General features: G+C 46.1%; 16 protein-coding genes, 1 tRNA gene, 2 pseudogenes and 4 CRISPR repeat arrays. Of the genes and pseudogenes, 5 read left to right on the plus strand and 14 right to left on the minus strand.

The features are described from left to right. Window positions 1-59: 59 nt before the first annotated feature. Window positions 60-1436: an MATE family efflux transporter gene (locus tag BBC0178_RS08600; protein ID WP_078039851.1), complete on the minus strand. Its 1377-nt coding sequence runs from the start codon at window positions 1434-1436 to the stop codon at window positions 60-62. Between the two features lie 436 nt (window positions 1437-1872). On the opposite strand from BBC0178_RS08600, the gene BBC0178_RS08605 reads away from it, so the two are divergent. After that, window positions 1873-3267 carry a DHA2 family efflux MFS transporter permease subunit gene (locus tag BBC0178_RS08605; protein WP_078039852.1) on the plus strand — a complete coding sequence of 465 codons (1395 nt, stop codon included), beginning with the start codon at window positions 1873-1875 and terminating at the stop codon, window positions 3265-3267. Between the two features lie 16 nt (window positions 3268-3283). Further along, window positions 3284-4178: direct repeats of the CRISPR family, unit length 36 nt; unit sequence GTTGCGGCTTGACCGCATTTTCTAATCTGTTACAAC. A 438-nt stretch (window positions 4179-4616) separates the two neighbouring features. Further along, window positions 4617-5250: a CRISPR direct-repeat array (repeat unit 36 nt; unit sequence GTTGCGGCTTGACCGCATTTTCTAATCTGTTACAAC). A gap of 1281 nt (window positions 5251-6531) precedes the next feature. Here the strand turns inward: BBC0178_RS08605 and BBC0178_RS08610 are convergent. From BBC0178_RS08610 to rplU, 3 genes are all read right to left on the minus strand, one after another. Then, on the minus strand, window positions 6532-7131 hold the full coding sequence (locus BBC0178_RS08610) for a GNAT family N-acetyltransferase (RefSeq protein ID WP_225868304.1): 600 nt from the start codon (window positions 7129-7131) through the stop codon (window positions 6532-6534). A 116-nt stretch (window positions 7132-7247) separates the two neighbouring features. Then, window positions 7248-7517 (minus strand): 50S ribosomal protein L27, encoded by a 270-nt coding sequence (rpmA, locus tag BBC0178_RS08615; RefSeq protein ID WP_075868982.1) that lies wholly within the window; start codon window positions 7515-7517, stop codon window positions 7248-7250. Window positions 7518-7539: 22 nt separating this feature from the next. Continuing rightward, complete coding sequence (gene rplU / locus BBC0178_RS08620) at window positions 7540-8025, minus strand: 50S ribosomal protein L21 (RefSeq protein ID WP_075868983.1); 486 nt, start codon at window positions 8023-8025, stop codon at window positions 7540-7542. A gap of 514 nt (window positions 8026-8539) precedes the next feature. On the opposite strand from rplU, the gene BBC0178_RS08625 reads away from it, so the two are divergent. Next, window positions 8540-8629 (plus strand) — tRNA-Ser (locus BBC0178_RS08625). 249 nt (window positions 8630-8878) lie between these two features. Then, a CRISPR array of direct repeats spans window positions 8879-9444; the repeat unit is 36 nt; unit sequence GTTGCGGCTTGACCGCATTTTCTAATCTGTTACAAC. A gap of 257 nt (window positions 9445-9701) precedes the next feature. On the opposite strand, the gene BBC0178_RS08630 is transcribed toward BBC0178_RS08625, so the two are convergent. From BBC0178_RS08630 to cas9, 6 genes and pseudogenes are all read right to left on the minus strand, one after another. After that, on the minus strand, window positions 9702-10154 hold the full coding sequence (locus BBC0178_RS08630; protein ID WP_078039854.1) for a WYL domain-containing protein: 453 nt from the start codon (window positions 10152-10154) through the stop codon (window positions 9702-9704). A gap of 52 nt (window positions 10155-10206) precedes the next feature. After that, window positions 10207-10571: direct repeats of the CRISPR family, unit length 36 nt; unit sequence GTTGCGGCTTGACCGCATTTTCTAATCTGTTACAAC. Window positions 10572-10642: 71 nt separating this feature from the next. After that, a pseudogene (gene cas2 / locus BBC0178_RS08635) lies at window positions 10643-10924 on the minus strand (CRISPR-associated endonuclease Cas2); the annotation flags it as partial. A 67-nt stretch (window positions 10925-10991) separates the two neighbouring features. Further along, a complete protein-coding gene (locus BBC0178_RS11930) occupies window positions 10992-11282 on the minus strand; it encodes a hypothetical protein (RefSeq protein WP_198243120.1) in 291 nt (96 codons plus the stop codon). Next, window positions 11248-11373, minus strand: coding sequence for a CRISPR-associated endonuclease Cas1 (locus tag BBC0178_RS12185; RefSeq protein WP_335617863.1), 126 nt, complete (start codon window positions 11371-11373; stop codon window positions 11248-11250). The genes BBC0178_RS11930 and BBC0178_RS12185 overlap by 35 nt, the downstream gene beginning before the upstream one ends. A gap of 53 nt (window positions 11374-11426) precedes the next feature. Continuing rightward, a pseudogene (gene cas1 / locus BBC0178_RS08640) lies at window positions 11427-11945 on the minus strand (type II CRISPR-associated endonuclease Cas1); the annotation flags it as partial. Window positions 11946-12006: 61 nt separating this feature from the next. After that, window positions 12007-15285 carry a type II CRISPR RNA-guided endonuclease Cas9 gene (gene cas9 / locus BBC0178_RS08645; RefSeq protein WP_078039855.1) on the minus strand — a complete coding sequence of 1093 codons (3279 nt, stop codon included), beginning with the start codon at window positions 15283-15285 and terminating at the stop codon, window positions 12007-12009. Window positions 15286-15688: 403 nt separating this feature from the next. On the opposite strand from cas9, the gene BBC0178_RS08650 reads away from it, so the two are divergent. Beyond that, window positions 15689-17260 carry a histidine-type phosphatase gene (locus tag BBC0178_RS08650; protein WP_149867461.1) on the plus strand — a complete coding sequence of 524 codons (1572 nt, stop codon included), beginning with the start codon at window positions 15689-15691 and terminating at the stop codon, window positions 17258-17260. A 296-nt stretch (window positions 17261-17556) separates the two neighbouring features. On the opposite strand, the gene BBC0178_RS08655 is transcribed toward BBC0178_RS08650, so the two are convergent. The 4 genes from BBC0178_RS08655 to ptsP all read right to left on the minus strand — a co-directional run bounded on the left by BBC0178_RS08655 (window position 17557) and on the right by ptsP (window position 24183). Further along, a complete protein-coding gene (locus tag BBC0178_RS08655) occupies window positions 17557-18417 on the minus strand; it encodes an HAD family hydrolase (RefSeq protein ID WP_078039857.1) in 861 nt (286 codons plus the stop codon). 547 nt (window positions 18418-18964) lie between these two features. Further along, complete coding sequence (locus tag BBC0178_RS08665) at window positions 18965-20725, minus strand: PTS fructose transporter subunit IIC (protein WP_078039859.1); 1761 nt, start codon at window positions 20723-20725, stop codon at window positions 18965-18967. 27 nt (window positions 20726-20752) lie between these two features. After that, window positions 20753-21685: a 1-phosphofructokinase gene (pfkB, locus tag BBC0178_RS08670; protein WP_078039860.1), complete on the minus strand. Its 933-nt coding sequence runs from the start codon at window positions 21683-21685 to the stop codon at window positions 20753-20755. Further along, on the minus strand, window positions 21682-24183 hold the full coding sequence (gene ptsP / locus BBC0178_RS08675; protein ID WP_149867462.1) for a phosphoenolpyruvate--protein phosphotransferase: 2502 nt from the start codon (window positions 24181-24183) through the stop codon (window positions 21682-21684). Before ptsP ends, pfkB begins: the two co-directional genes overlap by 4 nt. A 168-nt stretch (window positions 24184-24351) precedes the next feature. Between ptsP and BBC0178_RS08680 the strand changes: the two genes are divergently transcribed. Together BBC0178_RS08680 and BBC0178_RS08685 are read left to right on the plus strand one after the other, a co-directional pair. Continuing rightward, the gene (locus BBC0178_RS08680; RefSeq protein WP_078039862.1) at window positions 24352-25368 is read left to right on the plus strand and encodes a LacI family DNA-binding transcriptional regulator; all 1017 of its coding nucleotides are present in this window, start codon (window positions 24352-24354) and stop codon (window positions 25366-25368) included. 38 nt (window positions 25369-25406) lie between these two features. Next, entirely contained in the window at window positions 25407-25595 is a 189-nt protein-coding gene (locus BBC0178_RS08685) for a hypothetical protein (RefSeq protein WP_078039863.1), read from the plus strand. The last annotated feature ends 31 nt before the right edge of the window (window positions 25596-25626 follow it).

The following is a 25626-nucleotide window of genomic DNA, read 5'->3' on the forward strand; positions in this document are numbered from 1 at the left end:
AAATTTGCTTGAAGAGCCAAGCGCGATCAAGCTGTTGCTGCTTCACACCTCATAGAAAGCTAGAGCACTTTTTGTTTTTTCCAAGTGCCTGAAAGATAATAGGAAAGCGCCAGAATGAGTGAGGCAAAAGCACCGACGGTGAAGCTCCACCAGATGGCATCAGCCTTCATGGAACCATAAAACATGTAATAGAAGCCAAGGCGCACCGGATAGACGGCAATGAACAGGCAAATGAGCGGCACAAGAACCGCGCCATTGGCACGAACTGTTGAAAAGAGCACCATTGCGAGGCCGAAAAACAGAAAGCTCCAGCTTGCAATCGCCTGAATGTGCTGTGCCATTGGCACGGCCGCGCTGTCATTGCCCAAAAACAGGATAATGACCGGACGATCGAAAATGAGCAATAGGCCAAGCAGAATGGCTGTCATGACAAATGTTGCAGCACAGCCGATCAATGTGGTTTTGGAAATCCTGTTCCAGTGACCGGCGCCGATATTTTGTGCAACCATTGCGCTAACTGCCGCTCCCACCGCCATGGAAGGCATTTGCAGATAGGTCCATAATTGCTGCATGATGTTATAGGCGGCAATGGTGGTCACCCCTTCCTGATTGACAAGACCGATCATGACAAGGCCGGATGTCGCAATAATGACCATTTGCAGACTCATCGGGAAGCCTTTCAGCACGATAAAGCGCATCAGGCTGAAATCCGGCCAGATATAGGTGAGTTCCCGCCCTTTAAGCCGCAAAGGCAATTTCTTCACATAGATATAGATAATCATGGCAAAAAGCGCGAGATAGCCCGAAACAGATGTCGAGGCGGCAGCCCCTGCAATGCCCATTTCCGGAAAAATCCACAAGCCCAGGATCAGTACGGGGTTGAAAATAATATCGAGCACAACATTGACGCACATGAAAATCAGCGGCGTCATGGAATCGCCCGCCCCGCGAAGCCCCATCATAATCATAACCATCAAAAGATCGGGGGGTGCAGCAAGGAAGATAACCCGCAAATAATCTTCAGCTAGCGTAAAAGCATCTGCCGGTGTTTCAAGAAAGCGCAGGATTTCGGGCGAAAAAAACCAGCCCAAAACGGCCAGAACCACCGAGAGAAACAGACAAAAGCCGATAGAAGCGCCGAATGCCTGTCGCGCACGGTGCAAATCTTTGCGCCCGATGGATTGACCAACCATAATGGTTGCCGCCATACCGAAACCGAAAACAAGGGCAAACAAAAGAAAGGTGATGATATTGGCATTGGCCGTTGCCGCAAGTGCACTTTCGCCCAAAAACCGCCCCACCCAGATTGTGTTGATCGAACCGTTGAGCGATTGCAAAACATTGGAAAGCAATGTCGGAATGGCAAAGAGAAGCAACGTTCTGGTGATCGGGCCTTCAGTCAGATTAGTGAGAACAATTGTTTTTTTATGCGGCAAGTGGACGCTCCATCAGCGCTTTTTTTAAAATGATTGACCCGAAGCGGATAAAACTTCGTTTTTTAAATAATGATATAAAACATATAGGTGTCGTAAATGTTATGTGTAGCCCTTTCGGACTTTCCATGAACACATGTGATGAAGAATTTATTTTTCCCTCAAGGTCAAGAATGAAATGAAAAACCACGATAAAGTGAAGCCGGTTTTTGTCGCTCTCACTGTTCTTCACAGTTGAAACCGGTCAAGATAATGTCGGCCTAAATGATGCTATCGGGATTGTCGCGATTTTCAGTCATAAACAGTTTTCAAGTTCTATCGGTTTAGGCCATATCAGTTTTTCATGTATAAGGTTTTAGAGTCATAAAGGTTTTTCAGTCTATATAGGCACACTGGTTATAAAGGTTCCATCGTTCAAAAGTCGGGTTCGGGGTATTTAATGCGCATTCTTCCTATGGTTCTGGCTGTCGCTTTGTTTATGGAACATGTGGATTCCAATGTGATTTCTACATCCCTTCCCGCCATTGCCGCCGATTTGAACACAAGCCCCATCGCGCTCAAACTCGCCATGACATCCTATCTCGTGGCACTTTCGGTTTTTATCCCCATAAGCGGGTGGATCTCCGACCGTTTCACTGCACGCATTATCTTCCGTGTTGCCATTGTGGTTTTTCTTGCCGGCTCTGTTTGCTGTGCTTTTTCCTTTTCGCTCCATTCCTTTGTTTTGTCGCGTTTTTTGCAAGGCATAGGCGGGGCAATGATGACACCCGTCGGCCGGCTTCTTCTCGTTAAATCCACCCCGAAAAACCAGCTTGTCATTGCCTTTCAATGGTTTTCCATTCCCGCCCTTGTCGGCCCGCTTGTCGGCCCGCCGCTTGGCGGCTTCATTACCACCTTTTTTTCATGGCACTGGATTTTTCTCATCAACATCCCGATCGGTTTTATCGGGCTTCTTCTTTCATCAATCTATCTGCCAAAAAATGAAAAAAAATATATCCGCCCGCTTGATTGGACAGGCTTTTTCCTTTCGGCAATCAGCCTTTCCGGCTTTATTTTCGGCCTTTCGATTGTAAGCCTTCCCGCCTTGCCGCAAAGTGTCGGCATCAGTGTCACCATTTTGGGTGTAATTTTCGGCGCCATTTATATCAAACACGCAAAAAACCGCACAGCTCCGCTTCTCGACCTTAAGCTTTTTTCCGATCCGGTTTTTGCACGTGCCATTATCGGCGGCAGCGTTTTCCGGCTTGGCATTGGGGCCGTGCCTTTCCTGCTTCCCATGATGCTGCAACTTGCCTTCGGCCTATCGCCGATTGAATCCGGCCTTATGGTTCTTGCCGCGGCCATCGGCTCGCTCGGCATGAAGTTCGGGGCAAAAGAAGTTTATGCCCGTTTCGGCTTTCGCAAAGTGTTGATGGCGGGTTCTCTCGTCTCGGCAATGTTTACCGCTTCCAATGGTCTATTTTACCCCACCACTCCCTATTTGCTGATGATTATCGTGCTTTTGTTCGGCGGCTTTTTGCGCTCGCTTTTCTTCTCCGGTGTCAATGCGCTTGCCTTTTCCGATATTGCCAAAGAAGACATTAGTCAGGCAACGCCGATTGCCGCTGTTGCCCAACAGGCTTCAATGGCGCTCGGCATTGCAATTGCTGGCGCAGTTCTGGAAATTGCCAGCTCCTTTCACGACAATATATTGAAACTTGGCGATTTTCATACGGGCTTTTTCGTCGTCGGCTTCATCTCGGCACTTGCTTTCTTCATCTTCCGCACATTGCCACGTGATGCAGGCCATGCCTTGAACGAAAAAAGCAAACAATCCACCGCACAACACAGATGAAACCAAAACATATTCTACAGTCGCTTGACCGCATTTTCTAATCTGTTACAACTTTTTGGAAATGGATGCGGATCTCGTTTTGTTGCGGCTTGACCGCATTTTCTAATCTGTTACAACGCGGTTTTAATTGCCTCAATTGGTTTCATAGTTGCGGCTTGACCGCATTTTTTAATCTGTTACAACCAACTGGGCACGTACTGAACCCGATTGATTGTTGCGGCTTGACCGCATTTTCTAATCTGTTACAACCGCCGCCTTGCACGAGCACCATATGACCCTGGTTGCGGCTTGACCGCATTTTCTAATCTGTTACAACATGCGATCGTAAATTGTTTCGGTCATATGCGTTGCGGCTTGACCGCATTTTCTAATCTGTTACAACTTTAATGCGAAATGGCGTTTGTATTTTCATGTTGCGGCTTGACCGCATTTTCTAATCTGTTACAACCATTTGGTTCGTACAATTCTTACTGTTTTGTTGCGGCTTGACCGCATTTTCTAATCTGTTACAACGAGGGCATTTCGAATACGGGTAAATCCGTGTTGCGGCTTGACCGCATTTTCTAATCTGTTACAACAGAATGAAAAACGGGGATAAGTCAAGTGGAGTTGCGGCTTGACCGCATTTTCTAATCTGTTACAACTTGCCGAACAGCCGTAGGCGTTTACGATGCAGTTGCGGCTTGACCGCATTTTCTAATCTGTTACAACTTTTATCCCACCGATCTTGTGCATCCATCAGTTGCGGCTTGACCGCATTTTCTAATCTGTTACAACTGGCCAGTGAAAAAAAAAGTTAGCTTTGTTAGTTGCGGCTTGACCGCATTTTCTAATCTGTTACAACGAGCACATCCAATACCTCTGTGCGGTCACCGTTGCGGCTTGACCGCATTTTCTAATCTGTTACAACCGATGTCCACTTAACCCTTTGTTTTATAAGGTTTAAGTGGATATTTTTTTTAAAAAAAATGCTGTTTTTCATTAAAATAACACCGGTAAATTTCGATTTTTTTGACGTGTCATCCACGTTTTCCCTGAAAATCTAACCATATTTTCACTTAAGTGCACAATCAATTTTCTTGTCCCTCAAGGTAGAAAAATATCGAACTTTCATCATTCGGTATAACGACTTTACAGCAAATTTACATCAAACGTTGCTGGAAAATTTGAGAAAGCCAAAAAGGAAAAATTTGACGACACCGTTGGGTCGGAAACTCCCAACACCAAAAAGGTGGCGCTCCGGATGGCTCGGTGTCCAAGAAAAATATAATGTAATTGAAAAATAAATTCAACAAACAGTATCAAGAAGTAAGTAAAGATTGATTATGACGAAGTTTTACCGGCGTTCCGTCGCAACTTGACCGCGTTTTCTACTCTGTTACAACACGGAATTAAAACGACACCATACAAAATATTGTTGCGGCTTGACCGCATTTTCTAATCTGTTACAACGTCACCGTCTTAAGAGACAGTGTGACTTCTGTTGCGGCTTGACCGCATTTTCTAATCTGTTACAACCTATTAGCGAAAATGGTAGCACGCAAATACGTTGCGGCTTGACCGCATTTTCTAATCTGTTACAACTAAACTGATTGTTAATATTACCCATGTTGTGTTGCGGCTTGACCGCATTTTCTAATCTGTTACAACCCCGGTGGGTTGTCTGAATGTGTCGAAAGGTGTTGCGGCTTGACCGCATTTTCTAATCTGTTACAACATTTCAGCAGAAAAATTCGACGAACTTATTGTTGCGGCTTGACCGCATTTTCTAATCTGTTACAACCTGCTCGGCTGGACGGCAGTTCATGCGATGGGTTGCGGCTTGACCGCATTTTCTAATCTGTTACAACCGGCCGCAACAATAACTATTTTTGTTTCTCGTTGCGGCTTGACCGCATTTTCTAATCTGTTACAACAAATTCGGCGTTCAGGTCAAAACAGAATGGGTTGCGGCTTGACCGCATTTTCTAATCTGTTACAACCGATGTCCACTTAACCCTTTGTTTTATAAGGATTAAGTGGATATTTTTTTAAAAAAAATGCCGTTTTTCATTAAAATAACACCGGTAAATTTCGATTTTTTGACGTGTCATCCACGTTTTCCCTGAAAATCTAACCATATTTTCACTTAAGTGCACAATCAATTTTCTTGTCCCTCAAGGTAGAAAAATATCGAACTTTCATCATTCGGTATAACGACTTTACAGCAAATTTACATCAAACGTTGCTGGAAAATTTGAGAAAGCCAAAAAGGAAAAATTTGACGACACCGTTGGGTCGGAAACCCCCAACACCAAAAAGGTGGCGCTCCGGATGGCTCGGTGTCCAAGGAAAATATACTGGAATTGGCAAATAAAATCAACAAACAGCATCATGAAGGAAGTAAAGATTGAGTATAACAAGATTTTGCTACCGTTCTGTTGCGGCTTGACCGCATTTTCTAATCTGTTACAACGAAAAGACCGACGTCAAAACAACTGTTGAGGTTGCGGCTTGACCGCATTTTCTAATCTGTTACAACCAATGCTGGTATGAATCCACTAGTGAAAGTGTTGCGGCTTGACCGCATTTTCTAATCTGTTACAACCGATGTCCGATTAACCCTTTGTTTTATAAGGTTTAAGTGGATATTTTTTTGTAAAAAAATGCTGTTTTTCATTAAAATAACACCGGTAATTTTCGATTTTTTTGACATGCTTCCACGTTTTCCCCGAAAATCTAACAAGATTTTCACATAAGCACACGATCAATTTGCTTGTCCCGTAAGGCAAAAAAATATCGAAATTTCATCGTTTGGGCAAGGTTGTTGCGATCTTCTTAAAACTGGTTAGGCCAGCATGTTCGGGCTTTTTTTTTACAAAGACCTCATGCAATTTTGCGCCCCCACGGTTTTCAATTTTTTAAGAGAGCTTTCCGTTGTTAAAATGCTTGTGAATGCACCGTGCTATCTAACAAGCAGCCCGCTTAGATAAAGCGGACTTTAAGACAGCGTGTAAAACCGTAAGACAGCGTGATAAACCGTTTTTGCACATACGGTTTATTTCTGCCAATTTTTAAGCGTGGCTAAAATGAACGAGCCTGCTCCAATTTTTAAGCGTGGCTAAAGCCGAACACGCCTGCCCCACTCGGCCAGTTTCATCCAATCGGCTCGATTGAAACGGCCTCATCAGGCTTTTTTACAAAAGGCCTGATTGTTCAGCCAAGCTTTTAAGGCCTGCCAGTTCAACTTGGTTTATTCAGGCCTCTTTATTGAAGCGGGCTTGCTCAGGCGCATTTGCTCAACTGGCCGATCCATTTTTCGCGTTCGAGGACATAATTGTCGGCGATAACCAGACCGGAAACCAGCGAGTTTTGTTCGGATGTTCCGATATATTCAAAGCCCTGTTTTTCGATAACGCGGCGGGAAGCTTTATTGGCCGCGAAATTCGAAACATAAAGCGCATCAATATCGGTTGCACGGAAAGCGGCATCAATCAGGCTGCCAACCGCTTCTGTTGCATAGCCTTTATTCCAATAGGGTTTGCCAATCCAGTAGCGCAGACTCAAGCCTTCGCCCTCTTCGCGGTCCTTTATATGACAGGCGCCGATAAATGCGCCATCTTCGGCTTTTGTAATGGCATAGGCGCAATAGCCCATCTCGCCCGCCACCGAACGAAGAATGTATTCTGCTGCATGTTTTCGTGTGAATGGAAAAGGCACAGATTGAAGCATGGCAGATACATTCCGGTTGTTGGCGAGATCGGCAATGGCGTCCATGTCTTCTACATTGGGTGCGCGTAAAACAAGCCTTTCAGTTACCAGAACCGGGCAATCCAAGGTTCTGGGCGGCCTCTTTCTTATTTCTTCTAATAATTCAGTGCTCATAGTTACCTCCTGGAGCAAAAGAAAAAGGGAAGGATGGTGTCCCATCTTTCCCTTTAATTTGCTTTGGAAGCTAACCGGGGTCCAACGGGACGCCGGTGTTATTTAAGAGCTCCGGCTTACTCTGCTGCCTCCGCCATCGGAATCACCGACACATAGGAGCGGTCATTCGCTTTGACGCAGAAAGATACTTTGCCCGCTTTAAGGGCAAATAATGTATGGTCTTTACCCATGCCGACATTTTCGCCAGGGTGCCATTGTGTGCCGCGTTGCCGGATAATGATGTTACCCGGAATAACTGCTTCACCACCAAATTTTTTAACGCCTAGGCGTTTTGATTCTGAATCGCGACCGTTACGCGAGGAACCACCAGCTTTTTTGTGTGCCATGGTTGTTCTCCTTTAATCTCTCTTACTTTTCCGACTTTTTAGCGGCTGCCTTTTTCGGCGCTGCTTTTTTTTCGGTTGTTTCTGTTTTGGCTTTCTTTGCAGCCGGTTTTTCAGCTTTTGGTGCTGCCTCTTTGGCGGCTACCGGTTTTGCTGCTTTTTCAGCCGGCTTTGTTGCAGCCTTGGAAGGCTTTGCACCACCTGTAAGAATTTCGGAAATGCGAATTGTGGTGAATTCCTGACGATGACCACGAATGCGCTTCGAATTCTGGCGGCGGCGCTTTTTGAAAGCAATAACTTTGCGTGCACGTGCCTGTTCAACAACCTCTGCTGTTACCAACGCATCGGCAACCACAGGAGTTCCGATTGTTGCTGTTTCACCTTCGCCAACAACGAGAACCTGATTGAACTCCACAATATCACCGGCATTGCCAGCGACCTTTTCAACTTTCACAAGTTGGCTGGGGGAAACACGGTATTGTTTACCACCCGTCTTGATGACTGCGAACATTTTTTACCCTTTCGTTCCATCCGGATCTTGTCCAACACTTCAAAGCGATAAGACAGCCCGTCTTTTTATCAGTCGTTAAATTATCCGTCTTTTAAAATTTGCCAGCCCTAAAAACCGACCGGCATAATTTTAGACAAGTGCAGATACACTTTTTCACACAAATGTAGACACACTACGCCTTTGGCTGATTTATGCAGAAGTTTTCTTCACTTGTCAATCGACTAGCTTTAAAAAACCGGAAAGCTTTTTTGTGAATTAACCGGCAATCATGGCAAAAAACCGGATGCATTTGACAATGAACATTTTTTGTCGGGCAAAGAGCAATAGGCCAGAAAAACTCTGTTGCTTTTTAAAAACGCGCCCGTGGCCCCGCGCAAAATGAACAAAACAGATTTGAAATGGTGAGCGGAATTTTCCAAAAAAACAAAAAAGGGGCTTGTGTCAAAGCCAATTGCCAGCTATTTAGCCGCTAACGCGCTCGGATATTTGTTTAACAAACAACGTTCGCCTTTATGGAGAGGTGGCTGAGTGGTTGAAAGCACCGCACTCGAAATGCGGCATAGGGGCAACTCTATCGGGGGTTCAAATCCCTCCCTCTCCGCCATGATTTTCCTTTTTGTTTGAAACGACTTCTTTAGTTATGCGCCTATTCGGAATGGCCGTGCTTGACCGCTTGTTCCAATCTGATAGAATATTACGTGTTAGTTTATTGACACTTTTAGTTGCGGCTTGACCGCATTTTTTAATCTGTTGTGTTCAGGCTGCAATAATGGCTTTCTTGACCATGCTTGCAGTCTGATCGCATTTTATAGGCCGATATAACTTTCATTAGCATGTGTTAGAAAGGTGTTGAGTTGCGGCTTGACCGCATTTTCTAATCTGTTACAACGGATTGGAAAGGTGAAGACGCGACGTATAAGTTGCGGCTTGACCGCATTTTCTAATCTGTTACAACTATTTAACGACAGGAGAAGATGAATGACACGTTGCGGCTTGACCGCATTTTCTAATCTGTTACAACACTAGACAAGCACTTGAAGCCGCCTTTAATGTTGCGGCTTGACCCCATTTTCTAATCTGTTACAACAATGCAGACAAAGCGGAGGCAGCAGAATGAGTTGCGGCTTGACCGCATTTTCTAATCTGTTACAACTACACGGGCGTGTTGGAACCCGTCGTGGTTGTTGCGGCTTGACCGCATTTTCTAATCTGTTACAACTATAACAATTTATGGCACATCGACGCCTGAAGTTGCGGCTTGACCGCATTTTCTAATCTGTTACAACTTTTGGCGCGCACATAGATTGCATCATTCTATTGCGGCTTGACCGCATTTTCTAATCTGTTACAACAATCAGTTAGCATTGCAATCCTCCAATGGTGTTGCGGCTTGACCGCATTTTCTAATCTGTTGCCAGCACAATCCAAAATCATCCTGTCAGGCAACCACTAGCCGCGCATTGACAACACGTCAGATGGTATTTAGCGACGCGTGTTTTTCGTGCCTTTGGAAATCCAAGCCCAAAAAAATGAAAACGTTGGCCATACTTTGCCAAACAACAACACGCGGCGATTTTGGAAAGTAAAAAGGGCACGACTATTTGTAAAGGCATTCGCGTCAAGTCGGAGTTTGTCCAACCCGCAGGCTGTGAAGCGAACACATGAAGAGAGTAAATTCAGTATCGCTCCCACAAATAGCGTCCAAGGTTAGCAATTTCCTGATTGTTTTGCATGTCACGTGCCGACAGAATGCGATCGTTGCGAAAGCTGCGCATGGCATTGCGGACAGTGCAAAAAGCATCAATATAGATTGTTGCTTTGCCGGCTATCCGATAGATATTCAGAGGCTCTATTACACGCTCGGTTATCACGCCGTCCCTGTCAACATATTCAATCATAAACTGAATATTATCGGTGATGCGATGGTTCGTTGCCTCGCCCGGTGTGACAAATTCTAGATTGTCAGGACGGATGGAAGTATCAAGTAGATTAGTCTGATAATTCTGCCGTGGTTCAGGATTGATTGGGTGCTCGGTGCGCCGTCTTATCACGTGCCCAAGCTTTCCTATTGCAGCGAAGCAGCACAGTATAAAGCCAACCAGAAGCCATATGCTCACTATTACATCCATTTTGTTCCTCCCCCTGCAATGCTACACCGTTTAAACATTTACACACAATAGCGTTGCGGCTTGACCGCATTTTCTAATCTGTTACAACCAAATAAATATGTCAGCCGTTGGTTCTCAGTTGCGGCTTGACCGCATTTTCTAATCTGTTACAACATTTTTTGGCATTGGGTCTGTTTACACGTAGTTGCGGCTTGACCGCATTTTCTAATCTGTTACAACGCTCTTTGCCTACACCGACTGTACGTATTTGTTGCGGCTTGACCGCATTTTCTAATCTGTTACAACCGTTCGTACGATCACCCGTTAGCCTAATATGTTGCGGCTTGACCGCATTTTCTAATCTGTTACAACACAACAAGTGATGGAACAGTTGTCGCCGAAGTTGCGGCTTGACCGCATTTTCTAATCTGTTACAACCGATGTCCACTTAACCCTTCGTTTTATAAGGTTTAAGTGGACATTTTTTTTAAAAAAAATGCTGTTTTTCATTAAAATAACACCAGTTGGGCGGGATTTTTTTGACGTTTCCTACGTGCCTGATCGGAAAATCTTACGATATTTTCATATTGCTTGTCGGTAAATTGGAAAATATAGATGTTCCCTCGTTCAGGCAAGGAGGATTCGATCTTCCTGACATAAGATTCGAATTGTTCTTTTCCGTTACAGAAACGCAGATAATTCGAGAACTGGCTCATCTCGAAGCCAATATCCAACAAAAATTGTCTGAATTTCGTTGCGTCGTGGCGCTGTTTTCTTGTCTCTACCGGTAAGTCGAAAGTAACTCATATCCACATTAATCGATACCCGCTTAAATGTTTAGGACCCGATGTTGCACGCTCAAGATAGGCTGTCATAATTGTCATTTTCTCCCCATGCGTCATCAATTTGGACCGGATCGTTTTGCAAAGAAAAAATTGAACGTTCATCGGGTAAAGCCAACTTGACCTTTCCCGTTTCAAAACTTTCCGCAACCGAATGTACAAAGTATTGAACTTGCTGGCTGACAGGCGACGTTCCCACATGACTTTTCAAATCAAGTGTTGAAAGTGAAGCAAGATAAGTTTTTACCTCGGCATCAACTTTTGTTTTTCCTTTAAGTAAGCAGGTGGAAGACCATGCGGTCAACAAAAGGACGATAAGGTTCCATCAAATCATCAGCAAGCGCGAAGGCATTGGCACGATGTGAATGAAAAACGCCCAATGTTGGATGACCGCACAAATGGCGCGTGAAACAAGTGCACGTAGAACGATGTAACCATAATTTAAAAGGCTGTTGGTGCCTTCATGTGCTATGTCACGCTTGAAGGCGGTTCCGAATAATGCTTTCCAATATTTGCGGGCGGCCTGTGCTTCCTTATTTTCCGGGTCACCGCTACGCACCTGACGGGCAATGGAGACAAAAGCCGCCCCCTCTTTGCCACAAGCTTTGAGCACTGCGCCTTGTAGCCTGATTTTACAACGAACGATTTCTGCCCAAATCTGTTTTTGTATCGGCTTTGGTGCCGAAGCCTGCGCTTTCATCCGCACAGCTTGAACAGAATGGCCTTCTACCGGCCAAACGATAGCAACCGGACGGTGGTTATTTCCACATAAAACGATTGGAATAGAACGTTCGGACAATTCGATAAAGACGTGATTTGTCCAGCTCAAACCATAAGAATGAGTAATTAAGGCTCCAATATCATCAAGTGCAACCCGTCCCACTTCCGCTTCTCGATTGGAAATGGTTAAAAAACCTCTTTTTATGGCAAGGTGTAAGCCATCGGCAGTAATGTCAACTATTCTTTCCATGAAAAGAGCATGCCGCAAAACGGCATGTTCTCAACAGTTTTTTATAAACAGGGTTCATTTCCTATGACCTTGCCTGTTTGGACTCTCTGTCCTGCGCACCGGGGTCGAAAACGCGCCCCATTTCATCCACACGAATTTGCCGGAATTGCATTTTTTTCAACCCCGTTGCTGTTTTAACAGTCAATTTAAAGGGGTCGTTTTTATTTGAATCCCTCCTCGATACATCCGCTTCATTATGGGGAGCGAAAAATATCTGACCGTTTTGACCGAATTTGACAATGCGGGCAATCACATGTCCTTTTTCCGGATCATTATAAGCGACCATATCATTTTGTTGCAGGCTCAACACCTTTCGTGCTGTCGGGTTATTTTTATGGAATTGCGAACTCCATTTTGGTTGGTGCGCATCAAACATTGAAACAACTTCGCTATTCCATTTGCCTTCCAAAGTTTCCCAAACATCATAGCGATAGTTTGAATTTCCCATATAGCCTTTATAGGGTTCACCATTTTTGTCTTTTATTTCAATGACATTACGAGGCAGGAGTACCCTGACATGGCGAATACCCTTATAAAGCTTATGATCACGTGCAAAACGGAGCAAAGCTTCCTGAAATTCCTTTTTGTCCAAACCTTGCGTTGCACTATAAAGCTCGGCTTGCAAATTCGTGTCACGAATTGTTGGAATATCTTTACTTTCGAGCGACAGGAAATTCTCTCTCGTGACAACAATTTTGTTGCCCTTTTCATCCGTTTCACCGGTTAGACCGTAGGCTGTTTCATTGTGCAACTGTCCGGCGGTTTTGCCCTTGCCTTGAGCGTAACCGGCACGGCTTATTGTGCCATGGTCCTGCTTATGGCTGATGATGATTTTATCGACAACGTCTTTCGCGTCGTTCCTGAAATTCTCCCACGGCAAAATTTCGGAAACTGCCTTTTTGACAAAATTCTCGAAATCTTCGCCCTCGAACCTTCCGGCAGCCGTTGCAATACGTTTTAAAAGCGAGCGCGTTGTGACGCCGATCACCATGGCATCAATGGCATGATGGCGGTGATCCTTACGGTTTTTAGGGCTATTTGCGTTTTCATCACCTTCAGCCGCTAGCAGAGAATTCAACCCCCAATTGCGACGAAGCAATTCTGTTAACTTGCCAGGAATTGCCCATACATGTTGAACTTTTTTGAACTCGCCATCCGCGTTCGCCTCTTCCCCCGGATAAAGGCTATCAAAATATTCGCGGGCAAGCTTTGCCAGATATTGGGTATCTGTCAATTGACGGGCAATAAATTCGCTCTTGTCCTCGAACTTATCCATTGCACCGAGTGCAAAACGCCATTGCTTATTTTTTGGCAATATTTTTGCCCGCTCAAGGATTTCATTATAGTGATCTTGCCACTTTCCGACATCTGCCGGCGCAAAGTTGCTTTTCAATCTATTTTCTTCACGCAGACAGAGAATTTTATTAGCATAACTATCATCAAGCGTACTTGAAAAAGGCAATATATGATCGATTTCAACTTCGCCGGAAAACAGCATCTGTTCGGTTATAGGTATTCCTGAATAAATGGACTTTCTATCGTTCGGGTCATCTCCGAGTTCTTCCCAAAGTTTCAGTAATAGCCGGTTATAACCATTGTCTCTTTTGCCGATTTCCCCAAGTTGTTCGGAACGTCTTATAGCTGCATCCGTATTATTCTTGATCGTTTTATTAACTTTACGTTTTTGCTCTTGCGACAAGGGTAGATCGCGCGCAAGCTCCACCACAATTTGCTGCGGCTTGCCATAAGCCTTGATGAGCCTGTTGGTGAGGCGACGAACCTGATTGAGCCCGATATGAACTGTGGGATTGGTGAGCCTGCCCTTATAAATGTCATAAATATCATTCTTGTCGCCGGTTCCCGGAACGATATGGCGTTCCAGAACCTCCTGATAGCGTGGCAACTCGTCCAATCCCTTCCAATTGCGATTTGCCAATGAATGATCGAAACCGCAACGATGGGCGGCTTCGGCTTCGCTAATCACATCCTTCTTCATTTGTTCCAGAATTCTGGATGTTGCTGTAATCCCGAAACGCCCATAACCGTCAGGCAGATTGGCATTGATGATTTCAGCCCGCTGTTCATCCGACAATTTCGGGAATTTGCCCTTCAACCATTCTTCGAGTTTATCGGGATTTTCTTCATTATTGAGTTGGTCAATAATTTCGCGCTGTTGCACTGTTGAAAATTTGCCCCAATCACCCCCGAAAAGTTCCGGTTTTGAAAAGACCGAATAGACTTCGTCGCCGGTTAACTGCTTGCGATTTTCGGTTTCTTTATTAAAGCGCCCGCCTGCCGGAATTTTTAATGCTTTGCGAAGTGCGGCAAATGTTTTTGTTTTGGCCGGACGCATCAATGTGATGAGTGTATCGCGCTCTTCCATGGTCAATTTGCGTTGTGACAGATCGGGAAGGATAATCGCCAATTCATTGATTTCTTTATAGAGGCGGAATTGTTGAAAAAGCGGGTCGTCTTTGGCAAGCCTTGTTTCGCCTTCAACCAAGGTGCAGAAGCCCACCTTTTGTTCTTTAAGCGGGCGCTGGAAGAACATGACATGGAACAATTCTTCTTCCCGCTCTTTTGTTAAAACATCGGGATAATATTCTGCCTGCGCTTGCCAGATTTTGCGGAACTCGTCTTCAAGCATGGAACGTTCGGGATAAAAGGCGTAAGCCTTATCCGTTAACGCTTCGGAATTGGCCCGAAGGCGCACAACATGCCCCTCATCCCGCCGTTTGGCAAGATAAGCGCCCAAAGTCGGTGCGTGGCTTTGGTGCATCAAGCCTGACAATTCTTCAATACCGACAGCAATTTTGCCTTTTTCATTGCTTTTACGGTCGGCTTTACGGTTGGATTTGAAGCCGCGCCTTTGCCCGATATGGAAAAGTGCACGCGCCACATAAGCCAAGGGTAATTTTTCTTCAAGTGCCCGTGCTCTTAACGAATAGGGGTCGGTCTTTTTATCTCTAGAACCGGATGGTTTGTCATTTGTTTCAAGAAGTATTTTATCACGCGCGGCTTTATCTTCAGGCAGAAGACCATAGCCTATCAATTTATCCAATGTTCTTTTCCTGCGACGAAGATAACGGTCGCGCATGCGGGAAGCCGAACGAACGGTACGCCGCCTTACCGCCAACGGGTCGCCACTTTGCGGATCCCGACCATCGCTGAAAATACGTGCACCGGCATTGAGAATTTTTACCGCTTCCCGCTTGTCGTTTAATTGAAAAACCGCCCAGCCGATGGAATTCGTGCCAATATCGAAAGAAAAACGAACATTGGAATAATTTTCTGCAGTCATAACCGCTCCCCTCACGCAAAATCGTTGAAAAATTTAAACAAGAGGAAAAAATAAGCAAGAATAAAAAACTATTGACAACTGGTTATTTTCATATAATTTAATGTTCACAGATTAGAAAATGCGGTCTGGCTGTTAACAAGCTAGATATGCACCAAATAAGACAGCTCCTCAGGGGGCTGTTTTTTATTGTACTTTCATTTATTTTTCGCACATTTTTTCTCGCACGGGCTTCGTGGTTGTTTACGTATTATTCGTTTAGAAGACCTGTCATCATTCCGGCCACTTTGTGCTTGGTGGAAAAGAAAAAAGATGCGATTTTTTAAAAGCATAATGCGTTTTTGCTGAAATAGCGGTGGAAAATATTCGGCTTGTTTTTGCGTTTTTCCTGTCAAAAAAGCGCGTAATGACTATTTGTAAAATTGACGACATTCTTTCGAGTGGAACGACGATTTTTTTGAAGCCGGAGCTTGAAGGCGATCACACAATGAAAAAATCAACCGACATGTCTATTGCGACAATCCGTTTTTTGCGGGCTAAAATATGCCGCTTGATGGCGGTTTTCATTGTCGTTCTATTGTTGAATTTGTCTATATCAAAGCCGGAGGCGATAGCCGGTGATGATTTTTCTGATTACACATTGGACAAGGTGGTGGTTTTAATGCGCCATGGCGTGCGCCCGCAAAACGACACCGCAAAACTCGATCAAGCAACCGGCAAGAAATGGTCGCAATGGTTAGTTCCAGACGGCAATTTGAGCGGCCATGGATACGCCGGTATCGTCGACCAATCCCGCTATATGTTTGAAAACTGGAAAAGCGAAGGCCTTGCACTCTCCTCCCCTTGCCCGAAAAAAAATGAAGTCTTCATCTGGGCAAGCCCTATCGAGCGGACTGTTGCAACAGCGCAAGCTTTAACCGACGGGATGTTTCCCGGATGCGGTATAACGCCAAGCCATTTGCCGCTTCAAAAAAAAGACCCGCTTTTTCAATCTGTGGAAATGGGGCTGGCGCGACCGGACCCGAAAAAGGTTGACAATGAAGTGATGGAAGCCATGGGCGGCTCGCCCGAAAAAGCGGCACAAAAATATGCCGATGATGTGGCGCTATTGCGCCAAACCGTGTGTGGCAAAAAACCGAAAGACTGCCAATTTCTGGATGAACAATGGGGCTTCAAAAAAACAAAATCCGGAAAATACAAATTGACCGGCCCTGTCTCGTCTGCCAGTGCAATTTCGGAGACAATCCGCTTGCAATATAGTGAGGGATTACCCCTTCATGATGTGGCATTCGGGCACGTAAAAAATGCGGGCGATGTGTTGAAGCTCATGAGCCTTCATGCGGCAAAATATGATCTTCTCGACAATACAATGGAAATTGCAAGAACCGGCGGCAATATTTTAATGCATGAAATAACCGATAGCCTTATTGCCGGTAGCGTGGCGGAAAATGAAGAAAGCTATCCAGAACTCGGGTCCCCTCTTGTTATATTTGTTGGCCACGACACCAATATTTCACAAATCAAAACCATATTGGATTTTCATTGGAAACTTGCTTCCTATCCGGCAGACGATATTCCCCCCGGTGGCATGTTGATATTCAAGCGTTATAAAAATAACAAAACCGGCCGCTTGGCTGTGCAATTGTCATTTGCTGCGCGAACACTTGACGAATGGCGGTTTTTAACGCCACTTTCAGAGAAAAACCCGATTGCCCGCGAAATTTATACCAATCCGGAATGCAGTTTATCCGGAAAAGATGAAACCGGCAGAATGGACGAGAAAGGGGATAAAACGCCGGAAAAAGCAAAGGGTGTTAAAGCACCGGAAAAACAGGAGAGCGCCAAAACACCGCAAAAAAACGAAAGCGCGAACAGTGGTGCTTCTGATCTTGGGACGCTTTGTGATCTTGAAACTTTTGTGAGCCTCTATCGTGATAAACTTGACGATATTCCCGATGACCTTCCGCTATTCAAATGAGGCTTTATTGGTTTGAAGATGGTTTTACAATTTTTTTAAAGAGGCGTTGCACGTTTGGCAAAAAGAAGCGGATTTTGCTCACATTAATTTAGTGCGGTTTTTTGAAAATCAGGCAAGCTACAAACAATCGCAAAACAGTTGACAGTGTTTAAAAGACTTTTGCAGCGCAATTTTCCAGTGGTTTTTCCGGAAAGATTTTGCCCCACCAATCAAAAAGATTGGATTGTTCTGACTAATATTTCCTGCTTTCAAAATTGGCGGGATTGGCAGAATTGCGGGTTCTTTAAAATTCCGAACTATTGATCGCTCTTTTTTGCGCGGGTTTTTCGCGGTTGTTTTTTATGATAGAGCAGATTTTTAAGGGCAGCGCGTGCGGCAACAACATCAATATTGGCTTTGATCACCTCTTCAAGCTTGCTGCCTTCCGAATAATTTGCCGGTAAAACACATTGGACACGGCCATCATCAATATATTTCGATGCCGTTTCGTGTGCGCCATTTTTATTGGCTTTATAAACCGCAATAGAAAGCCCGCCCTGATCTTTGACAAGGCGAAAACAGGGAACATCTGTTGTTCCGTCTCCAATATAGACCATATTTTCAAAGGGTACGGGACGGTCTGCCTTGTTCACATATTGATTGACCTTGACATCGTCGCTCAGATCGAACGCGCCTTTGTTGATGCGAAAAAGATATTGTGTTTTGGTTGTGTAATTGACAGCCAAGGCCGGAGAAAAAGCAGCACCACTGGGGTTAAACAAAAATTTGGAGGCGTAAATTTTGTAAAACTCTTTTGCAATCGCCGTTCCGGCAATAATTTCATAATTTCCTGAAGAAAGCAGGTAATGTTTGACATCCACACCTTTTGATTTTCCGTAAAGGTTGATGCGTTGAAACCAGCTTTCGATACCTTTGAACAATTTGACCGTTTTGCCAAATTTCTTGAAATCTTCACGCCGCACAGAAATTCCTGCCTCATCGGCTTTGCGGAGCATCTGTGTCATATAGATGAGCACGTTATCGGCCTGATTTTTCTTTGCCAGTTGATTGACCTCTTTCCAGAAGTCTTTCGGCTTCATACGGATATTAGGCAAAAACTGCGCTTCCTGCATGTTCCCGTCGGCCAATGTGCCATCAAAGTCATAGGCGATTGCCATTTCTGTTTTTTATTTGCCACCGGCTTTGCCTTTCAGATTGCCTTACTTGCTTGCGTTTCGAGAAGCTTTTAAAAAAGCCCGCCACAATGCGCCAATTAATAAAATCTCTCACTGGGAAAAAAGCAAGTAAAGGCAATGTTTTTATTGCACGTCTTTATTCAACAACGTTTCCACAACTTAAGGTTTTAAAAGGAATGTTTTTAGTACAGGTCGTAAACTTTCGCCTCCGGTTTTTAAAGGCAAAATGAATTGGTGCAGCAAGTGCTTTTGACTTACTAAATGAAAGTTTTAAAACTTTTTTCTGATAAGCTGTTCTACTTGATTATCGCCGAAATGCCAGATTTCATTGTGGCCAATTGAAAGCAAGTTTGAAGGGAGCAAGGGCAATGAGCGTCGCACCGGCAAGGCGTTTTTTCCCAACAAAGCTGTTCCGGTTTTGTGACCTCGCGCCCCAAGCAAAATTTTGTAAAACTCGTTTTAGTCAATTACTTTTCGCATGAAGCCGCTTTCCGCCATAAACCATATGGCGGAAAGGAAGCTATATTGTTCAGGCCTTTTTTTCTGCCGTAACAAGCGGTTGTTTCAAAACCCCGAGCACAATTGTGGTGACAATGGTACCAATAATAAGGGCTGCAAAATAGCCGATATAATTGATAACGACACCCGGAATAAAGGCAAGGAATACGCCGCCATGGGGTGCGCGCAGGCCCGTGCCGAGCCCCATAGCAATGGAACCGGCAACAGCAGACCCCACAACAAGTGCGGGAATGACGCGGAACGGGTCGCGTGCGGCAAAAGGAATGGACCCTTCGCTAATGAAAGCAAGCCCCAGAATGAAGGTTGATACTTTCGAGGAACGTTCGTCGGTTGTAAAGCGGTTGGGAAAAAGCCATGCGGCAAGTGCCAAGGCCATGGGCGGAGTCATACCGGCAATCATGGTTGCGGCAATCGGCCCATAAACGCCAGATGAAATGAGTGCAACCGAAGTTGCATAGGCGGCCTTATTGACCGGCCCGCCCATATCAACCGCCATCATGCCGCCAATAATGGCGCCAAGGAGATAGGCATTGGTGCCTTGCAGGCCTTTGAGCCATTCGGTGAGGAAATTAAGCAGTGCTGCGACCGGCGTTCCGATGGCAAACATCATCAACAGGCCGGTTATCAATGTGGCAATGAGTGGCAAGACCAGAACCGGCATCAAGCCTTGCAAGCTTTTCGGCAATTTGATCCATTTGATGGCGAGGCGAACCGAATAACCGGCAATGAAACCGGCAAAAATGCCGCCAATGAAACCGGCGCCGATATTTTGCGACAATAACCCGCCGATCATCCCCGGTGCAATGCCCGGCCGGTCGGCAATCGAATAGGCAATAAAGCCAGCAAGTGCGGGCACCATTAGCGCAAAACCGCCCTTGGAGCCGATGACAAAAAGTGCATTGGCAAATGTGCCTTCCTGACTGGTAACCCCAACGCCGCCAATGGCAAAGGATAATGCAATCAAAAGCCCGCCCGCAACAACAAAGGGAAGCATGAAAGAAACACCGGTCATCAAATGCTTGTAGACACCGCCGGCAGTTTCGCTCATTTCAGCACTTTCCCCGTCCTGAACCGCTTTCTGCTTTTGCACTTCGGCGCTTTCAATGGCTTTCTTTATCAAAGCTTGGCCATCATTGATGGCCGGTTTTGTCGGGCAGGAATAAACGCGTTTTCCTGCAAAACGGGTGCGGTCAACCTCACGGTCTGCGGCAATAATAACAAGATCGGCCGCGGCTATTTCGGCTGACGTCAAAGGTGTACCGGCACCGACCGACCCTTGCGTTTCAACCCTGATTTCATGGCCTAAAGCTTTGGCCGCTTCTGTCAGCCCTTCGGCCGCCATGAATGTGTGGGCAATGCCTGTCGGGCAGGATGTTACCCCGACAATCTTAAGACTGCGATTGGCGCCATTCAAATCCTGACGAAATTCATCGGAACCGGCTGTTTTTTCTGTCCCGTTTTTTGCCAGAATATTTTCGCCATCTTTCGGAAAAATAATGGCAGAAGGGTTTTTGAAAAGCTCTTCAAATGTGACCCTTTGCAATTGCCCTTTGAAGCTTTTGATGTGATCGCTTTGCCAATCATGATTGTTGCTGACAAGCAGCAATGTATCGGAACCGGCATCTTTGGGAATGCGCGGCAAACTTCCCGGCTCGACGATTTCAAGGCTTAAAAGTGCGCCCCTTTCGCTTGCGGCTTTTTGAAGAACTTCGCGAGCAAGCAAACTATGCACATCACCGCCCGCACCATCTATCAAGGCTATCAAAGTCATGTTCTTCTCCTCGTTCAAATGCGGCGATCAACCGACCTGCCGACATTCTACCTTTTGAGCCAAATTTTCGATTATCGTCTTTTCCGGCAAAGCCGGTCCGAATTTTTGAAGTTTGCCAACCGCAAAGGCTGTGCCAAGGCGTGCAATATCTTCAAGTTTTGCATTGTCGGAAATGCTTTTTGCAATGCCTGCAACCATGGCATCGCCCGCCCCGACGGTGCTTTTGACGCCCGAAAGCGAATATTGCGCGTGGATTGCCCCTTCACGGGAAACAAAAAGCCCGCCTTTTTCGCCCATAGAGACGGCAACAAGCTTCATTCCACGCTCAATCAAGGAGCGGGCAATGTTTAAAACCTCGCCTTCATTTTCAAGCTTTTGACCTGAAAAGGCTGAAAGCTCGTCAATATTGGGTTTGATAGCAAGGGGAAGTTTTTCCGCTTTCAACAATTCCTGAAGCGCTTTTCCGCTGCAATCGACAATAATTTTTGCGCCTTTTCCCGCCCTTTCAACCTCGTTTCTATAAAAACGCGGATCCATTTTCGGGGGAAGGCTGCCACTCATGACAATAAGCGCCCCTTCGGCGACAAAATCATCGACAATATTTTGCAATTTCGAGATTTCTTCCACCGTCGGGCTTACCCCTTGCAAATTGATGTCGGTGGTTTCGCCCTCGTCAACGATTTTGATATTGGTGCGCGTTTCCCCCTCATAGCGAATAAAGCGGTCTTCGATATGATGGCTTTGAAAAAGCTCTTCAAAAAGCCGGCTATTGGCATTTCCGAGAAAACCCGTGACCGCCGTTTTGACAGAAAAATCGGCAAGGCAGGCTGCCACATTAATCCCCTTGCCGCCCGCATTGAAACGTGCCTCTTCGGCACGGTGGACGTGGCCGCGTTCAAGTTTTTTCAAATGGATTGTTTCATCAATTGCCGGATTGACGGTGAGTGTTGCAATTTTCATGACTTGGCCTCGTCAAGGGCGCGAACCTCTTCGGCGGTTTCACATTGCAAAGCCTTGTTGGCAAGTTTGCGCATATCGGCAAGGCTTTTTGCCCTGAGCCTTGCCTTGACGGTTGCAATATCGCGCGGGGTCATCGACAATTCATTGACACCAAGGCCGGAAAGCAGCATCGCGCCAAACGGGTCGCCGGCAATACCGCCGCAAACGCCTACCCATTTTCCTGCTTTTTCTGCCCCTGCAACCGTTCTTTCCACCATCCGCAAAACCGCCGGGTCGAGGCTGTCAGCCTCGGCCGCAAGATCGGGATTTTGCCGGTCAACCGCCATGGTATATTGGGTGAGATCATTGGTGCCGATTGAAAAGAAATCGACATGGGGGGCAAAAATATCGGCCATAATGGCAGCCGCCGGTACCTCGATCATGATGCCGATTTTCAAAACCGGCGCGGCAAGATCTTTGCGGATTTTTTCGGCAAGCGTTTTCAACTCTCTAATTTCGTTCACCGACATAATCATCGGAAACATAATCCACGGATCCCCGCCTTCTTTGGCGGCGCGATAAATTGCGCGCAATTGCGGCACCAGCAGGTCTTTTCTGCGCAATAAAAGCCGCGCACCTCTCACCCCCAAAAACGGATTATCTTCTTTCGGTAAATCAAGATGGGCAACCTGTTTGTCGCCACCAATGTCGAGCGCCCTGATAATGAGCGATTTGCCATTTAATGCCGAAAGCATATCGCGATAGACCTTAAATTGCGTTTCCTCGTCGGGCGTTTCGGTGCTTTCCAGAAACAAAAATTCCGTGCGCATCAGCCCCACACCTTCACCCCCCTCATCCAATGCAAAGGCAACCTGATCGGGGCGGTTGATATTGGCGGCAATGTCGATTACATGGCCATCGGTGGTTTTTGCGGGCTTGGCACGTTCGGCAACTTCCTTTTCACGCTCTTCTGCCAATTTGACGATTTGCTTTTGTGCAGCCTCGACATCTTCCTTTGTGGGCGAAAGATATAAAATGCCGTTATAGCCGTCGACAATCGCGCTTTCGCCATTCTTTGCTTCAAAAACCTTGTTTCCCGCTGCAACCAGCGCAGGAATCCCCAAAGTGCGTGCAAGAATGGCGGTGTGGGAGGTTGGCCCGCCCGATGCCGTGATGAGACCGTGGACTTTTTCAGGGTCAAGATTGGCCGTATCAGAGGGTGTTAAATCTTCCGCAACAATAATTGCCCCGTTACCGATATTCTCGAACGAACCTTTGGCATAAAGCGGGTCGATTTCGGCGAGAACGCGCCCGCCGACATCGCGCAAATCCACCGCGCGGGCGGCAAGCAAAGGATTATCCATATGTTGAAGGGCATTGGCCGCCTCTTCGACCGCCTTGTTCCAGCTCCATGCCACGCCATGGCCTTCCGCCATCAAATGGCAGGCAGAAGCGATAAGGTTATCATCATCAAGAAGGGTGGCCTGTGCCTTGAAAATGGCAGCATCCGACGCGCCGATGCGACGGGTCACATCATCAACAATCGCTTTCATCTTGTCTTTGGTGCGCCCCAAAGCGTTTTCAAGCCGTGCTGCATCTTCAGAAAGTTTCTCCGGCTTATCTTCAACTTCGCCTGCCCCGTTTTCGAGAATGAAAATTGTACCAAGTGAAAGGCCGGGGCTTGCCGAAAGGCCGTCAATTCCCGCTTTTCCTGAAGGTGGCCGGAAGCCATAGATTTTCTTCGGTTTTACGTCCGCCTTTTCGGCCGCTTCCCGCTCGCTCAAGGTGATTTTTCTTGCCATTAAAACCGCATCATCCAGAAGCTGTTCACCATTTTCCGCATCGGTTGAAAAAACGAGCGTGTCACCATTTTTCCCGCCCAGTTGCAAGAGGCCGGCAAGGCTTGTCATATCGGCCTGACTATTGCCATTACGAACCAGAATTTTCTGCCCGCTTTTTTTGGCAAATTCCACCCAGATCGACGCCGGACGCGCATGAAGACCCGACGGATAATCAAGAACCCATTCTTTGGTTACTCGAAGATCGGCAGCCTCACTTTGCGGTGCATCGTCATTTTCGACAAGGGCTGCCATAATGGCCGATTTGTCGCCCGTGGTTTCAAGTTTTTGCAACGCGTCGGGATGGCTGAGAAGGCGGGTGAGCCGCTTTAAAATTTCAATATGGCCGTCGGAATTGGCGGCGATAGCAAAAATCAGTTTTGCCTTTTCGCCATTTTGCCAATCCACCCCGTTTGGCACCTGAATAACCGAGATCGCATCACGATTGACAAGGTTGCGGTCTTCCACCATGCCATGGGGAATGACAACGCCCGAACCAAGCCACGTATTGGCAACTTTTTCACGCGCCAACATGCTTTTTCCATAAGCCGGTTCAATTGCGCCTTCATCAACAAGAAGTTGAGCGGCGGCAAGAATGGCCGACTCCTTGTCGGGAAAATCCGCATTCAACAAAATTGCATTTTCGGAAAGAATTGCTGTCTTTTCAGATGCTGCTGCCACGGGTTTCCTCCCTCGGGCTTTTTCAAAATGAATTGAAAACGTTTTCTTGAAAAATATCAAGCAACTGTTTAATTCTGTCATATAATTTTACAGCAAATTCTGGAAACGTTTTCAAGGAAAAAACGCCTATTTATCGTGTTCAGGCACCAAGAAAGAAAGAAAAATCGAATGGCTGCCACAATTAAGGATGTTGCAAAACTTGCCGGTGTTTCGGTTGCCACCGTTTCGCGTGCTGTTTCCGGTAAAGTTGTGAGCCATGAATTGAAAAGCAAAGTGGAAAAGGCAATCCTTGCCACCGGTTACCGGCCGAACCTTGCCGCCCGCCGTTTGCGAGGGCATAGCAATGATATGATAGGCCTTATCATTGCCGACATCAGAAACCCGTTTTTTACCCGCTTTGCCCGCGCAATCGACGACATAGCAAAAACGAAAAACCAGCATGTGATCTTATGTAATACGGATGAAAATTTCGAGCAGGAAAAGGCCTATCTCGACTTGATGGAGGAAGAAAATGTTGCCGGCATCATTCTTTCTCCCACGCTTTTAACAAGCCGCAAACACATAACAAGCCGCAAAGAAAAGCCGGCAAAACTCCATCGCCCGCTTGTTCTTGTTGATCGCACGCCCGATGAAATGATTTATGATTCAGTACTGATCGATAATCATGCTGCCGCCAAAAAACTTGTGCACCACCTTTATGAAAATGGCCGGAAAAACATTCTTTGCCTTTACGGAGCGGATAGCCGAACCGGTTTTGAACGGCAAAAAGGCTTTGATGACGCAATCAGGGCGCTTCACCTTTCCGGTCGAAGTGTAGCCATAAAACACGGAAAAGATAATTTGGCGAAATCTTTAAAAAACGCGCTCGCAACTAATCCCGATAGCGATGCGCTCATTGTCACCAACGGGGTTCTCGCTTTGAAAGCGGCGGCATTTTTAGAAAAAGCCGGTATTGTTGTGCCCGATCAACTGGCTTTTGCCGCCTTTGATGACGAACCATGGATGGAACTTGTCTTTAACGGCATTACCACCATTGCCCAGCCGGTTGGCGACATTGCCCGCGAAGCCTATCATTGTTTGATGGAAAGACTTGAAAACCCGTTAAAACCTGTGCGGCAAACCGTTTTGAAAAGCAAATTGATTCTTCGCGGTTCAACCTTGAAAGCCCGCACGAGACAGATATGAAATCAGGCACGATAAAATAAGGCACGAGTTTTCTTCTTTTGGCACATTTGGAGCTTCCGGAATTGGGTTCACGCCCCGGATTCTTCTCTTCGACCCACGCTTTCAATGAAATACGCATGGGTGTTGAACCGGCCGATTTTGCTGCGCGGGTTCAAACGGCGAATAAAGCCGCCGCTTGCAAGAATGGTTCAGGCAAAGCAGGCGGCTTGTTATTTGACCGGCAATGAAAGCGCAGCGCATTCACCGGAATGCCACGCA

This window comes from Ditibartonella apihabitans, assembly GCF_002007485.1.
In the GTDB taxonomy this organism is placed as follows: domain Bacteria; phylum Pseudomonadota; class Alphaproteobacteria; order Rhizobiales; family Rhizobiaceae; genus Bartonella; species Bartonella apihabitans.